The sequence below is a fragment of the Ornithinibacillus gellani genome (assembly GCF_003730295.1).
Classification (GTDB): domain Bacteria; phylum Bacillota; class Bacilli; order Bacillales; family Amphibacillaceae; genus Ornithinibacillus_A; species Ornithinibacillus_A gellani.
Genome location: NZ_QTSZ01000017.1, coordinates 109022 through 122611 on the forward strand (window position 1 = coordinate 109022; position 13590 = coordinate 122611).

A 13590-nucleotide genomic window follows, 5' to 3' on the forward strand; every position below is an offset into this window, starting at 1 on the left:
CAAACAAACTGTTGGAAGTCTTCTTAAAAACACATCATTAATTGTTCCAACATCGCGACAATTGCTCCCAATCTTCCATAATATCTGTTGCCTCATAAACAAGCTTTGCACCATCCTGAATCATTTGATGGCAGCCAATAGTTTGTGGTATGAATGGGGATCCTGGAATAGCATAAACCTCTCTGCCTTGATCAAGTGCTTGATCCACTGTAATCAAAGTTCCGCTTTTCATCGCAGCTTCGACAACCAGTGTACTGAAGCTTAAGCCACTGATAATGCGATTTCTTTCCGGGAAGTAGTATGGTTTTGGTGGCTCGTTAGGTGGATATTCAGAAATTACTAATCCGCTCCTAACTATTTGCTGAAATAATGCTGTATTCTGTTTTGGATAAATGTGCTTTAAACCACAGCCTAATACAGCAATTGTTCTCCCTTTAACTGCTAAAGCTGCCTGATGTGCAAAACTATCAATTCCTTTTGCCAGTCCGCTAACAATCATCCAGTTTCTTTTAGCTAAAGGAATCACCAAATGATTGGTTTTTCGTCTTGCTTCTTCGGAGGGATTTCTTGTTCCAATCACACTAATTGCAGGTTGTTCATGAAGAAATGAGGCATTTCCTAAACCATATAATACGATTGGGGGATCTTTAATTGTTTTTAACATAGATGGATAGTGTGCGTCAACTATTGTAAACGTATGAAATTGATTCGCATCGATTTTAACACGGTGTTTTAGGTGTTGATCATGCAGGTCATGATAGAGATTGGTGGCACGTTTTACCGGTATGGAAAAGTTTTTGGTAATCTCAGATGGAGTAAGCTCATATACGTGGTGTAATGTGGGGTCTAAACGGTATAAGAGGCGAATGAACCTTCTTGTCATCCCTCGACAGCGATGTAAATGAAGCAAGCGCATTCTCTTCGTGTTCAATAAACCACATCCTTTTTTAGTATAAGGAATCCAGAAACATACACTGCTTCTGGATTCCCATGATCCTATTAATGTGTTTTACATTTTTCTTTTAAATTGTTTTCTTCCAGTACACGGATCATTGTTTCACCCATGACTGCAGGTGTTTCTGCAACCTGGACGCCACATTCATTCAGAACACGGATTTTCTCCGCTGCAGTACCCTTACCGCCAGAAATAATCGCTCCAGCGTGACCCATACGTTTTCCTGGAGGGGCTGTTGCACCACCGATAAAGCCGACAACCGGCTTCTTCATATTAGCTTTGATCCATTCCGCAGCTTCTTCTTCTGCTGTTCCGCCAATTTCACCAATCATAATGACAGCATAGGTTTCAGGGTCATCATTAAATGCAGATAATACATCGATGAAATCCGTACCATTCACTGGGTCGCCACCAATTCCAACTGCTGTTGTTTGACCATAGCCAGCTTCTGATAGTTGATGAACTGCTTCATATGTGAGAGTTCCTGAACGAGAAACAACTCCAATATGACCTTTTGTATGAATGTATCCAGGCATAATACCAATTTTACATTCATCCGGTGTAATCACACCAGGGCAGTTCGGTCCAATTAATCGTGTTTTCTTACCTTCCATATAACGCTTCACTTTGACCATATCCATGACTGGAATATGCTCTGTAATACAGATAGCGAGATCTAATTCTGCATCAACAGCTTCTACAATTGCATCTGCCGCAAATGGCGCAGGAACATAGATAACAGATGCTGTTGCACCAGTTTTTTCTACCGCTTCCTGAACTGTATTAAAAACAGGAACACCTTCAACCTCTGTTCCACCTTTTCCAGGTGTAACACCAGCAACAATTTTCGTTCCATACTCTAGCATTTGTTTTGTATGGAATTTAGCGGTGCCACCGGTAATTCCCTGGACAATTACTTTTGTATCTTTATTTACATAAACACTCATTCTCGTCCGTCCTTTCTAAGCAATCTATTTTGCTGTTCACCGTTACATTCCTCTAATTTGAACGTTTTTTACTGTACCATGGAGACAATTTTTTGTGCACCATCAGCCATGGAATCCGCAGATGTAATGTTTAAGCCGGATTCATCCAGAATTTGTTTGCCGAGCTTCACATTTGTACCTTCTAAACGAACTACAAGCGGAATGTTTAGGCCAACTTGCTTTGTTGCTTCAACGACACCTTCTGCAATGACGTCACATTTCATGATACCTCCGAAAATGTTCACGAAAATACCCTTTACATGTTCGTCTGCAAGAATAATCTTGAATGCTTCGGTAACTTTTTCAGCAGTAGCACCGCCTCCAACGTCAAGGAAGTTAGCCGGATCACCTTGATAATGCTTAATGATATCCATTGTTGCCATTGCAAGACCTGCACCGTTAACCATGCAACCAATGTTTCCATCTAAAGAAACATAGCTTAAATCATGCTTAGATGCTTCTATTTCCTTTTCATCTTCTTCATCCAAGTCACGGTATTCCATGACATCCTTTTGACGGTACAATGCGTTATCATCGAAGTTCAGCTTCGCATCCAAAGCCATTACTTCACCATCACCTGTTGTAACAAGTGGATTGATTTCTGCAATGGAGCAGTCTTTTTCAACAAATGCTCGGTAAAGACCAAGCATAAATTTAACTGCTTTATTTACCAATTCTGCTGGAATATTAATATTAAATGCTAATCTTCTAGCTTGAAAGGCAGATAGACCAAGAACAGGATCGATAACCTCTTTAAAGATTTTCTCAGGTGTAGCTGCTGCCACTTCCTCAATCTCTGTTCCACCTTCTTCAGAGCCCATCATGACGACACGTGAAGTTGCACGGTCCAATACCAAGCCTAAATAATATTCTTTTTTAATATCGCAGCCTTCTTCAATAAGTAGGCGCTTTACTTCTTTACCTTCTGGACCAGTTTGCGGAGTTACAAGCACTTTGCCCAAAATTTCATCAGCGTATGTACGTACTTCCTCTTTGTTTTTGGCAACCTTTACGCCACCTGCTTTACCACGTCCGCCCGCGTGGATCTGCGCTTTTACTACTGCTACATCAGTGCCAAGTTTTTCAGCTGCTTCAACAGCTTCATCAACTGTATATGCAACATGTCCATTAGGAACTTTTACACCGTAGTTGCGTAAAATCTCTTTGCCCTGATACTCATGAATGTTCATGCTATATCCTCCCATCAAATTTCACTGCATTTATATTGTATTAAAAAACAACAAATTTCACAACACTTTGCGACCTTTGTTGTTTTTTGTTCCATATGAATCTATTTTTTATATAGGTTTTTGTGAACGTTGATCATTCCATCGATTGATCTGTTCGATAGATAAATGCAAATACTTCTGCAACTGCTTGGTAAAGCTCTTCAGGGATTGTTTCATTTAAGTTCAGTTCACTAAGTAGCTCTACCAAAGCCGCGTCCTCCAAAATAGGAATATGGTGTTCGCTAGCTTTTTCAATCATAGTATCTGCGACAAGACCTTTCCCAATTGCCGTCACTTTAGGAGCGATATGTTTTTCCCGATCATAACGAATTGCAGCCGCTTTTAATCGCTTATCCTTCATATTCGATAATCGACTCCATTTCTACCAACTGTTGGCATATGCCTTGTTGTTTTTTCCACTGCTTCCGTTGTTCTCACTAGGGGTTTAAACATTAATGATGATAGTTGATAATCCAATTTTTTCATACCTTGTTTTAACCCTGGTGTAAATGCTGCAGCATGCTGTTCAAGTAATTCAGCATCATGGTATACCGATACAGCGACCATTCGTTTTTGAATATGCATATCAATTAATATTTGATTCAATTTCGGTAATTCTATATCAAATACAATTCGACAAAAATCCGGATTAATCTGCCCATCCTTTGTTTTCTGTCCTTCTATATCCAGTTTCACATCTTTTTCCAATCCGAGTGGGCCGCCTGGTAGTTGTACAGCAGCTTGAATAAATTCCGCCGTCTCATCAACTGCCTGCAGTTGCAATCCATGAATGATGTGCATCAGCTGTTGTGCACGTTCCTGGGGCAATACGTTTGCTTGGGTTAATCGTGCTAATACTGACTTAATTGTATCCTGTGCTAATGTATGATGTTCAGCGGATTCCAGATTGATATTATGAGACAATCCTAATAATATTTGCGCCTGTTTGACATATTGCAAAAATTGTTGTACAGGTTTTGCCTGCAAATCGGCTTCCGCTTGTATTACTTTATCCAATAATGCTGTAACTGTCGTAAAGCTATCATTCTCTTGCAATACGAAAAGCGACTGATGCAATTTTTCCAAAATGCGTGGGCTATGATCTACATTCTTTAATAGCGGCTGTTGGGCAGTTAGTGGAAGCAATGGCAACATTTCCTGTTTAAAGGCATCAACTAACGTTTTGGTATTCATATGTACGGTTGATTCAGTCATGATGTGATTGAGCTTAGGTGCTGCAATGAAATCATTTACAAGTCGTTTGGCAGTCGATGTGATTAACTGCTGTTGATGTAGCAAAGCTTCCAATGCTTCTTTCACCGTAGTGAAGGTTGCCTTGATTGGGGTCTGCTCCAGTGCAGTGCTCGGCTGGTATGCGGTTTCCCAAGTTCGTTGCCAATCACTCATTTCTTGGTCTAGCGAAACCAATCCAGTCATCTGCAAAAGCATAAATAAGGTCGAATTCTTTTGTGCAACTTCCGTACGAATTTGATTTAAAATGATTGCATCTCCTACACGAGGTTGCTCCGTTAATGTTCGAAGCTGTTGAAGCAACACTCGTTGTTGCTCGGTAGGTGCATCCATTTTTAACAGCGGATCCATCCATTTTTGCAGCTGTTCTGCAACCGATCCCTGTTTTAAAGATAGGAGCGCATGAAAAATAGCTTCATTTACCGGATAACCCTTCACCAGGATGTGATTAAGCAGTTCAATTGCCACTGATTTATCGGGCGCGTTTTCCAGCAAATTCAATGCCATTACAAGCCCTTTTTTTGGAAAGGGAATTTGTTGATCCAGTATTTTTTGTACAAACGTTTCATTCGCTTTATTCGTTTTAAACCCAAGCTGTTCGAGCAATTGTTTGGCAATTGGTTGATGTGTATCCATTCCACTAATGATTTTAAGCTCGATGGACGGCTCTGTTTCCTGTACTTGCATCAAATAAGTTGTCCCGACCTGCATGGGTACTTCCAATTGAGCAATCACTGTTTGCCCGTTCATTTGAATTGCTGCATGTTGGTTCGGGTATAATTTCAAAATCTGTCCCTTCAGCATTTGACCTTTTTTCAAAGCCGAACGTATATCAATTACTTGCCGAATTCCTGTATGTTGTATATCTGTAATCTTAATATTACCCATTCGGCACCTCCTTGCTCGATGTTAAATCGATTCTTTCACAGGTGAAAATGATCTACGATGGTAAGGGGATGGACCGTGTTCTTTAAGCATGTCTAAATGGTGCTTAGTCCCATAACCCATATTGGATTGAAAATCATATGCTGGATATTCCGCATGAATTTCGGCCATCAATTGGTCACGAGTAACCTTTGCCAACACGCTCGCTGCAGCAATTGAAATACTTCGTTGATCTCCTTTGGTAAGAATCTCTGATGTGCAACCAAGATCATTTAATTTTACGGCATCAATTAGCACATGCTGTGGACTGGGTTTGAGCTGTTCACATGCATCCTTCATTGCGAGCTTCGTAGCCTCGAATATATTGACTTTATCAATAATATCATTACCAATTATTGATATGCCGTAGCTAATCGCCTGTTCTTTAATCACGGTAAAAAACGCATTCCGCATCCGTTCTGAAAGCTGCTTGGAATCATTTAATCCAAGTAGCATAAAATCTGACGGCAAAATTACTGCTGCCGCTACCACTGGCCCAGCCAATGGCCCTCTACCAGCTTCATCGATCCCTGCCACGAATTGTTTTCCCATTGCATTTGCCTTTCGTTCAAATTGCGACATTTGCTGAAAAGCATTTTTTTGCAGGGCTAGCTTTTGTTGTTTGCGTTCGTATGTACGGAGTAATGCCTGAACCCCTTTACGTTCATCCCGCTTCAGTTGCTCTAAAAACTCCTGTGACATCTCCTGTTCGAGTAGCTGCTGTTTAATAGCAGCAATTGATAATTGTTTCATCAGATCATTACCCCTCTTATCCCTATATCGGTTGATTTTCTATTTTATAAAAATTTATAGCTGTTATTTTTTAAAATATATATAAGCTGTAGAACTTTGTTTATGTATTCATCTATGTCATACAAAAATCATGTTAAAAAAGCATTCCTGGCGCGATGCATCATGTCCGGAATGCTTAACATACTATTGACGTGGTCTATTATTAAAAAGCATGCAATCCAACCACGTTATATTTTATACCTGTCCATTTGATTGCGGCTCTTCAGACGTATCTCCCGTCACGTCATTTGCAGAGCTTTCCAAAGTGATTCTTCCTAATCTTCCCGTACGAAGATCCCGCAGAATGATTTCTGCCACTTTATCAAAATTAACGTGACCACCACTTTCCAGGGCGCCGCGTTTTTTACCAATGTGAACGAATAAATCCCACATATCATCCATTGCCGATTCCATCACATAGCGTTCCAATACGATTTGCGGATAGTGTTCTTGCATATAACGAAGCACAAATGCTGCAATATCTTGAAGCGATAATAACTGATCTTTAATCGTTCCAATTGCAGCAAGCCGCTCTGCAACCTGTTGATCCTCAAATTTTGGCCATAATATGCCGGGCGTATCCAATAACTCAAAATCCTTCTTTACTTTTATCCAGAGCTGCTGTTTTGTTACCCCTGGTCTATCACCTGTTTTGGCAATTTTTTTATTGGCAAGTCGATTGATTAAGGTGGATTTACCTACATTCGGTATTCCAACAATCATGACACGTGCTGCACGTGGTTGAATGCCTTTCTTTTGCAGCCTTTCCATCTTTTCTTTTCCTAATTCTTTTGCCATTAAAATGACCTGCTGTATATCTGCTTTTTTATTCGCATCAATGGCTAGTGCAGGTATACCATTTGCTTTAAAGTGGGCAATCCAACGCTTTGTTTCTTCCGGGTCTGCCAAATCCTTTTTCATCATTACAATCATCTTTGTTTTATTCGATAATACTTGCTGAAGCATCGGATTTTGCGAGGATAGTGGCGCACGTGCATCAACTAATTCCATAGCAAAATCAACAAGCTTTAGTTTTTCTTCTACCTCTCGTCTGGCTTTCGCCATATGGCCAGGAAACCATTGAATTGACATCGTATCACCTATCCAGTTCATTCATTTTATTCATTTGCAGCTTTTTGTGCATCCAACACTTGCCAGCGCTTATACGGCCAATATATCAAATTCGTTTTTCCGACAATCTGATCCTTTGATATTAATCCAATTGTACGACTATCTGTAGAATTATTGCGATTATCTCCTAGTACGAGGTAGTATCCCTCTGGTATGACATCATAATTCCCCGGTAATTCTTCCAATTCAAAATCATTACCTATTGGTTGAAAGATTGAATCACCTGTTTTGACATCTCCGAGAAATGGTTCATCAACCTTTTCACCATTAATATATAGGACATTATCCGTTACCTTCACATGCTCTCCCGGCAAGCCAATAACACGCTTAATAAAATCTTTCTTTTCCGAAGCATGAAACACAACGATATCAAATCGCTTTGGGTCATTGAACCGATAATTAATTTTATTGACAATCATTTGATCGCGGTCTTGTAGGGTAGGAAGCATAGATGGTCCGTCCACCACAATGGGGGCAAAGAAAAACGTACGGACAATCAATCCCAAAATTAATGCAATCAGCAATGCTTTGATCCAATCTAGCCAGTCATTCTTCTTCTTTTGTTTTGCCATATTTTAACCTCCGACAACAATTTCCATATCCTTATCATCATCCAGGATAATTTAGCGATACAAATGATATTCTTAAAGATGAACAAAAAGGAGCTTGTGCATATTGCCAAGCTCCTTTCCATAAATTTAATATTAGCGGCGTTCTTTAATACGCGCTGCTTTTCCGCGTAGATTGCGAAGATAGTACAATTTAGCACGACGTACAATACCACGTCTAACTACTTCAATTTCCGCTACCCGAGGTGAATGCACTGGGAATGTACGTTCAACACCTACACCGTAAGAAATCTTTCTTACTGTAAATGTTTCGCTGATTCCACCATTTTGGCGCTTGATTACAACACCTTCAAAGATCTGGATACGTTCACGTGTACCTTCAACAACCTTCACATGAACTTTCACTGTATCTCCGGGGCGGAATTCAGGATGGTCCGTACGAAGCTGATCCTTCGTAATTTCTTCCAATAATTTTTGCATCCTGCTTCACTCCTTCCAAACCAATGTTCATGCCATTTAGAAAGAGCAGCGGAACATCGTTTATAAAGCTTAAGACATACTTAAGCACAATAGTTAATATACCATAATACATTTGCTAGTTCAACCGTTTATTTATTTTTTATTTCCGCGTTTAACCATTCCCTTTCTGCATCAGTTAACGCGGCCTCCTGTATCAATTCTGGACGGCGTTGCAATGTTCGCTTTAAGGACTCTTTCTTACGCCATTCCGCTATTTTCCCATGATCTCCGGATAATAAAATTTCAGGAACCGCCATCCCACGAAAATTCGCTGGACGTGTATAATGTGGGTGTTCCAGCAGTCCAGTGGAGAATGAATCTTCTTTAGCAGATGCTTCATTTCCCAACGCATCCGGTAACAGCCTTACCACACTATCAACTACGACCATGGCACCAAGTTCACCACCGGTCAATACGTAATCACCAATCGAAATCTCATCCGTCACTAGATGCTCACGAATTCGTTCATCATAGCCCTCATAATGACCGCAAATAAATACAAGATGCTCTTCTTCCGCCAATTCTTCAGCCTTTTTCTGTGTATATGGCTCCCCTTGCGGACACATTAAAATAATTCTTGGCTTTTTGTTCGCTTTTTCTTGAATGGCATCAACGGCATCAAATACCGGCTGTGGTGTTAAAACCATGCCAGCACCACCGCCATACGGATAATCATCCACTTTTTTATGTTTATTTTCCGTATAATCCCTGAAATTGATTAATTGATAGGTGAAGGACTCTTTTTCCTGCGCTTTTTTCAAAATGGATGCTTCGAATATGCCTTCAAGCATTTCAGGAAATAATGTTAGAATATCGATATGCATTATTCTAGTAGTCCCTCCATTAATTCAATCATCACTTTCTTTTCATGTACATCAACGTCTTTTACTACATCCTCTATATACGGAATATAAACTTCGGAACCATCTAGTCGTTTTACCACCCATACATCATTGGCACCAGGGGATAATATCTCGGTAATCTCGCCAATTTGTTCCCCGAAATTTGTAAAAACGGTACAACCAATGATTTCACGATAATAATACTCGCCTTGTTCAAGCGCTGTTTGTTGCGCTTCAGCTATTTGTAAATGCAAGCCTTTAAAGCTTTCCACATCATTTACATTGTTGTAACCTTTAAACTTTAGGAGATCAAATCCTTTATGCACGCGATGACTGGTTATTTCTAATTCTACAGGCTCTGATCGATCATTTGCCAAAAGCAACTTACTGCCAACCTGAAATCGATCCTCGAAATCTGTAATTCGATAGACCTTGACTTCTCCGCGTATACCGTGTGTATTAATGATTTTTCCGACATTATAGTATTTTTGTTGCATGTACTCACCTTCCATCATTCAATCCGAATGACAGTGTCATCCTTAATAATAATTGCTTTGTTAGCCATTCGCCCATCCCAATGCATTCCAACCTCTACTTCAACAAGAGCTTCAACTTCTTTTTCAATAATTTCGCTGCCAATTTCAAGTAATTCCAGCTGTTCTAGTTTAAAATCGATGAGCTGTATTTGGTTCTTACGATTTTGAATTTCCTGCTGAAATCTTCCAGCAATTTCTTGCTTGGAAACGCCTGTTTTATTTTGAAGCTTTCGCTGTTCAAATAACAGTTGTTGACACTCTTGTTCAAGTCGCATTTGGCGAGCTTCAAAGCTATCTTTTAACTTACCCTTACTATTCTCTGTCACAATTTGTTTTACAAGCACCTTTTGGATAATTTTCACGGCGGATTTTTCACTCCTATCCTGCTTCATCCAGTTTGGTTTCCACAATAGACAGTTCGCCCAGCAAGTGGAAAAAGGGAAAGGTATTCCCTTCCCCTTTACATAATATCAAGATAAATTCGCTTGGTTGCATCCGTTTTAGCTGCATAAACAACTGTACGAATGGCTTTGGCAATTCGCCCATTTTTACCGATAACCTTACCAACATCTTCTTGATGGACGGCTAGATGATAGACGATCTTTGTATCCTCTTCGTTAACTGTCACAACAATGTCCTCTGGATGATCGACGAGTGGTGTTACAATAGACTCAATTAGGGCTTTCATGATATCACACTACTTTACTTTTGATTTTTCTGGTCGTGGAATTTTTTCATGATGCCTTCTTTAGAAAAAAGATTGCGAACTGTGTCACTTGGTTTTGCACCGTTAGCCATCCAGTTAAGAGCTTTTTCTTCATCTATTTTAACCTCTACTGGATTAACTACTGGATTATATGTTCCAATTTGCTCGATGGAACGTCCGTCACGTGGTGAACGAGCGTCAGCCACAACAATACGGTAGAATGGATTTCTTTTGGAACCCATACGCTTTAAACGAATTTTAACAGCCATTTCTTGCACCTCCAATTAATTGTATTACACAAGTTTAGATTCTAACAGATTTTTTATAGCCTGTAAAGTATTTTTACATTACATGAAAGGAAGCTTGAATCCTTTGCCTTTTTTCCCTTTTTGCATGTTTGTCATCTGCTTCATCACTTTTTTCATTTCTTCAAATTGCTTTAACAAACGATTGACCTGTGAAACGGTTGTACCAGAACCTTTGGCAATTCTTTTTTTACGACTGGCATTCATCAATCCTGGTTCCTGCCGTTCTGCCTTGGTCATGGATTGAATAATCGCTTCTACTTGACCAAGCTGACGTTCGTCAATCTGGGCATTTTTCAGCCCTTTCATTTTATTTGCACCTGGAATCATCGCCATCAAGTCTTCCAGTGGTCCCATATTTCGAACCTGACCCATTTGCTCAAGAAAATCATCAAACGTAAATGACATGGTACGCATTTTTTCTTCCATTTCTTTTGCTTTTTTCTCATCTACGTTGGTTTGGGCTTTTTCAATTAATGTTAGAACGTCACCCATACCTAAAATTCGGGAAGCCATTCGATCTGGATGGAAGGGCTCAAGCTGGTCCAGTTTTTCACCCATACCAGCAAATTTGATTGGTTTATCTGTTACTGCTTTAATGGATAACGCTGCACCACCACGCGTATCTCCATCCAGCTTTGTCAAAACTACACCAGTAATATCAAGTTGGTCATTAAAGCTTTCAGCAACATTAACAGCATCTTGTCCTGTCATTGCATCAACAACGAGGAAGATTTCATCTGGTTTTACTTTTTCTTTAATTTCTGTAAGCTCCTGCATTAAATCGCCATCTACATGCAATCGTCCTGCCGTATCCACAATGACATAATCCTGGTGATCTGCCTTTGCTTGTTCCACCGCTTTTTCTGCAATTTCAACTGGGTTTGCATCCGTTCCCATGGAAAATACAGGCATATTCAATTGCTGGCCAAGTGTTTCCAGTTGATTGATTGCCGCCGGACGATAGACGTCACAGGCTACTAGCATTGGCGTTCGATTGTGATTTTTTCGTAAGTGATTGGCAAGCTTACCAGAGGACGTTGTTTTACCTGCCCCTTGTAAACCGACCATCATAATGACAGTCGGAGGTCGGTCAGCAACAGCAATTCTGCTCTGCTCCCCCCCCATTAAAGCAGTCAACTCTTCTTTCACAACCTTAATAACCTGCTGACCAGGTGTAAGGCTCTCTAATACTTCCTGACCAATCGCACGTTCTTTAATTCGTTTAATTAAATCTTTCACAACGCGAAAGTTAACATCCGCTTCCAGCAATGCAAGTCGTACCTCGCGAGCCATTGCATTGACATCTTGCTCTGTTACTTTACCTTTACCAGTAATTTTTTTAATTGTACTTTGTAAACGGTCGGCCAATCCTTCAAATGCCATAGAAGGTGTCCCCCTAATCCAATTCTTTTAATCGAGCAATTTCCGTGCCCAGTTTTTCAAAATTCTTTTCAGATAACGCCGTTTCCAGCTGATCCAATATCGCAATGCGCTTCTGAAACTTATCATATAAATGCAAGGTTTCCTCATAGGATTCAAGCATTGCTTCTGTACGTTTGATATTATCATAAACAGCCTGTCTGGATACTTGTGAAAGATCGGCTATTTCACCTAAGGAATAATCCTTCAAATAATACATTTCCATATAATTCCGCTGTTTCGGGGTTAATAGTGCTTGATAAAAGTCAAGCAAATAATTCATCCGAATCGTTTTTTCGATCATTTACCTCACCCCTTGTTAAGTGAAAAACCTTTACAACTATCTATAATAACGAAACTACACGCTTTTTTCAAGCTGTTCTCCTGCTTTTCGTAACAGCGTTATACCAATGAAATTACTCCTCTGGTTCTTCCAATATGTCAGCAAACAAACCATATACAAACGCATGTGCATTAAAATGCTGCAAATCCTCAACCTTTTCACCGAGTCCAACATATTTTACCGGGATATTCATTTCATTGCGAATCGCAAGTACAATTCCACCTTTAGCAGTACCATCCAGCTTCGTTAATACGATACCGGAAACATTTGCAGCTTCTGAGAATGTTTTCGCTTGGCTTAAGGCATTTTGTCCTGTTGTCGCATCCAATACAAGAAGCACTTCATGAGGAGCACCTGGCACTTCCCGCTCAATTACGCGGTTAACTTTCGACAGCTCGTTCATTAAGTTTACTTTATTTTGCAATCGACCTGCTGTATCGCAAATGAGGATGTCTGCACCACGAGCTTTCGCTGATTTAATACCATCAAAGATAACAGCAGCAGGATCACTTCCTGCACCTTGTTTAATGACTTCCACGCCAGTCCGTTCGCCCCATACCTCCAACTGTTCAATTGCACCAGCACGGAATGTATCTCCAGCAGCTAGCACAACATGCTTTCCTTCTTGTTTTAGTTGATTGGCAAGCTTACCTATGGAAGTGGTCTTACCAACTCCATTCACGCCGACAACGAGGATTACCGTCAAGCCCTCTTCTTGAATGTTCAATGCTTCAATTTCTTCAGCTTCTCCATCATAATAGATCTCTACCAGCTTTTCAGAGATCACCTCTTTCATTTCTCCGGTATCCTTAATATTACGACGTTTCACTTCCATTTTTAATTCGTCAATTAAATCCATTACGGTTGTGACACCAACATCTGCTGTTATTAAAACTTCTTCTAATTCTTCGAAAAAATCCTCATCTACACTCCGGTAACGAGCGATTAAATCATTGATTCTACCCGAAAAAGACTTGCGGGTTTTTTCCATACCTTTTTTATATTTATCCGAAACTTCTTCCGCCGACTCTGTCTTTGTAAAGCTCTGCTTCAGCTTCTTAAAAAAACTCATATTCTATT

17 protein-coding genes are annotated in these 13590 nt (G+C 40.0%); all 17 read right to left on the reverse strand.

Features of this window, described 5'->3' with window-relative positions:
• Positions 1 to 37: 37 nt before the first annotated feature.
• Positions 38 to 931, reverse strand: coding sequence for a DNA-processing protein DprA (gene dprA, locus DX933_RS04690; RefSeq protein WP_123315326.1), 894 nt, complete (start codon positions 929 to 931; stop codon positions 38 to 40).
• 68 nt (positions 932 to 999) lie between these two features.
• Positions 1000 to 1902 carry a succinate--CoA ligase subunit alpha gene (gene sucD / locus DX933_RS04695; protein WP_123315327.1) on the reverse strand — a complete coding sequence of 301 codons (903 nt, stop codon included), beginning with the start codon at positions 1900 to 1902 and terminating at the stop codon, positions 1000 to 1002.
• A 68-nt stretch (positions 1903 to 1970) separates the two neighbouring features.
• On the reverse strand, positions 1971 to 3131 hold the full coding sequence (gene sucC, locus DX933_RS04700) for an ADP-forming succinate--CoA ligase subunit beta (RefSeq protein ID WP_123315328.1): 1161 nt from the start codon (positions 3129 to 3131) through the stop codon (positions 1971 to 1973).
• 133 nt (positions 3132 to 3264) lie between these two features.
• The gene (locus DX933_RS04705; protein WP_123315329.1) at positions 3265 to 3531 is read right to left on the reverse strand and encodes an EscU/YscU/HrcU family type III secretion system export apparatus switch protein; all 267 of its coding nucleotides are present in this window, start codon (positions 3529 to 3531) and stop codon (positions 3265 to 3267) included.
• Positions 3528 to 5309, reverse strand: coding sequence for a hypothetical protein (locus DX933_RS04710; protein WP_123315330.1), 1782 nt, complete (start codon positions 5307 to 5309; stop codon positions 3528 to 3530). The genes DX933_RS04705 and DX933_RS04710 overlap by 4 nt, the downstream gene beginning before the upstream one ends.
• Before the next feature lie 21 nt (positions 5310 to 5330).
• Complete coding sequence (locus DX933_RS04715; RefSeq protein WP_123315331.1) at positions 5331 to 6098, reverse strand: ribonuclease HII; 768 nt, start codon at positions 6096 to 6098, stop codon at positions 5331 to 5333.
• Between the two features lie 234 nt (positions 6099 to 6332).
• Entirely contained in the window at positions 6333 to 7229 is an 897-nt protein-coding gene (gene ylqF / locus DX933_RS04720) for a ribosome biogenesis GTPase YlqF (RefSeq protein WP_123315332.1), read from the reverse strand.
• Positions 7230 to 7255: 26 nt separating this feature from the next.
• Entirely contained in the window at positions 7256 to 7840 is a 585-nt protein-coding gene (lepB, locus tag DX933_RS04725) for a signal peptidase I (protein WP_123315333.1), read from the reverse strand.
• Between the two features lie 132 nt (positions 7841 to 7972).
• Entirely contained in the window at positions 7973 to 8317 is a 345-nt protein-coding gene (rplS, locus tag DX933_RS04730) for a 50S ribosomal protein L19 (RefSeq protein WP_123315334.1), read from the reverse strand.
• Between the two features lie 128 nt (positions 8318 to 8445).
• Positions 8446 to 9180 (reverse strand): tRNA (guanosine(37)-N1)-methyltransferase TrmD, encoded by a 735-nt coding sequence (gene trmD / locus DX933_RS04735; protein ID WP_123315335.1) that lies wholly within the window; start codon positions 9178 to 9180, stop codon positions 8446 to 8448.
• Positions 9180 to 9695: a ribosome maturation factor RimM gene (gene rimM / locus DX933_RS04740; RefSeq protein ID WP_123315616.1), complete on the reverse strand. Its 516-nt coding sequence runs from the start codon at positions 9693 to 9695 to the stop codon at positions 9180 to 9182. Before rimM ends, trmD begins: the two co-directional genes overlap by 1 nt.
• A 14-nt stretch (positions 9696 to 9709) precedes the next feature.
• Complete coding sequence (locus DX933_RS04745) at positions 9710 to 10126, reverse strand: YlqD family protein (RefSeq protein ID WP_223805874.1); 417 nt, start codon at positions 10124 to 10126, stop codon at positions 9710 to 9712.
• A gap of 68 nt (positions 10127 to 10194) precedes the next feature.
• The gene (locus DX933_RS04750) at positions 10195 to 10422 is read right to left on the reverse strand and encodes a KH domain-containing protein (RefSeq protein WP_123315336.1); all 228 of its coding nucleotides are present in this window, start codon (positions 10420 to 10422) and stop codon (positions 10195 to 10197) included.
• 14 nt (positions 10423 to 10436) lie between these two features.
• Positions 10437 to 10709, reverse strand: coding sequence for a 30S ribosomal protein S16 (rpsP, locus tag DX933_RS04755; protein WP_123315337.1), 273 nt, complete (start codon positions 10707 to 10709; stop codon positions 10437 to 10439).
• Positions 10710 to 10787: 78 nt separating this feature from the next.
• Complete coding sequence (gene ffh, locus DX933_RS04760; RefSeq protein ID WP_123315338.1) at positions 10788 to 12131, reverse strand: signal recognition particle protein; 1344 nt, start codon at positions 12129 to 12131, stop codon at positions 10788 to 10790.
• A gap of 13 nt (positions 12132 to 12144) precedes the next feature.
• A complete protein-coding gene (locus DX933_RS04765; RefSeq protein WP_123315339.1) occupies positions 12145 to 12471 on the reverse strand; it encodes a putative DNA-binding protein in 327 nt (108 codons plus the stop codon).
• Positions 12472 to 12583: 112 nt separating this feature from the next.
• On the reverse strand, positions 12584 to 13582 hold the full coding sequence (ftsY, locus tag DX933_RS04770; protein ID WP_123315340.1) for a signal recognition particle-docking protein FtsY: 999 nt from the start codon (positions 13580 to 13582) through the stop codon (positions 12584 to 12586).
• Positions 13583 to 13590: the final 8 nt, after the last annotated feature.

Excerpts from the sequence above, each read along its gene's own strand:
- trmD (WP_123315335.1), bottom strand. The coding sequence starts at position 9,180 with ATGCATATCGATATTCTAACATTATTTCCTGAAATGCTTGAAGGCATA.
- sucC (WP_123315328.1), bottom strand. The coding sequence starts at position 3,131 with ATGAACATTCATGAGTATCAGGGCAAAGAGATTTTACGCAACTACGGT.
- rplS (WP_123315334.1), bottom strand. The coding sequence starts at position 8,317 with ATGCAAAAATTATTGGAAGAAATTACGAAGGATCAGCTTCGTACGGAC.
- ffh (WP_123315338.1), bottom strand. The coding sequence starts at position 12,131 with ATGGCATTTGAAGGATTGGCCGACCGTTTACAAAGTACAATTAAAAAA.
- DX933_RS04710 (WP_123315330.1), bottom strand. The coding sequence starts at position 5,309 with ATGGGTAATATTAAGATTACAGATATACAACATACAGGAATTCGGCAA.
- DX933_RS04715 (WP_123315331.1), bottom strand. The coding sequence starts at position 6,098 with ATGAAACAATTATCAATTGCTGCTATTAAACAGCAGCTACTCGAACAG.
- DX933_RS04765 (WP_123315339.1), bottom strand. The coding sequence starts at position 12,471 with ATGATCGAAAAAACGATTCGGATGAATTATTTGCTTGACTTTTATCAA.
- DX933_RS04705 (WP_123315329.1), bottom strand. The coding sequence starts at position 3,531 with ATGAAGGATAAGCGATTAAAAGCGGCTGCAATTCGTTATGATCGGGAA.
- sucD (WP_123315327.1), bottom strand. The coding sequence starts at position 1,902 with ATGAGTGTTTATGTAAATAAAGATACAAAAGTAATTGTCCAGGGAATT.
- ftsY (WP_123315340.1), bottom strand. The coding sequence starts at position 13,582 with ATGAGTTTTTTTAAGAAGCTGAAGCAGAGCTTTACAAAGACAGAGTCG.
- ylqF (WP_123315332.1), bottom strand. The coding sequence starts at position 7,229 with ATGTCAATTCAATGGTTTCCTGGCCATATGGCGAAAGCCAGACGAGAG.
- DX933_RS04745 (WP_223805874.1), bottom strand. The coding sequence starts at position 10,126 with ATGAAGCAGGATAGGAGTGAAAAATCCGCCGTGAAAATTATCCAAAAG.
- rpsP (WP_123315337.1), bottom strand. The coding sequence starts at position 10,709 with ATGGCTGTTAAAATTCGTTTAAAGCGTATGGGTTCCAAAAGAAATCCA.
- DX933_RS04750 (WP_123315336.1), bottom strand. The coding sequence starts at position 10,422 with ATGAAAGCCCTAATTGAGTCTATTGTAACACCACTCGTCGATCATCCA.
- lepB (WP_123315333.1), bottom strand. The coding sequence starts at position 7,840 with ATGGCAAAACAAAAGAAGAAGAATGACTGGCTAGATTGGATCAAAGCA.
- rimM (WP_123315616.1), bottom strand. The coding sequence starts at position 9,695 with ATGCAACAAAAATACTATAATGTCGGAAAAATCATTAATACACACGGT.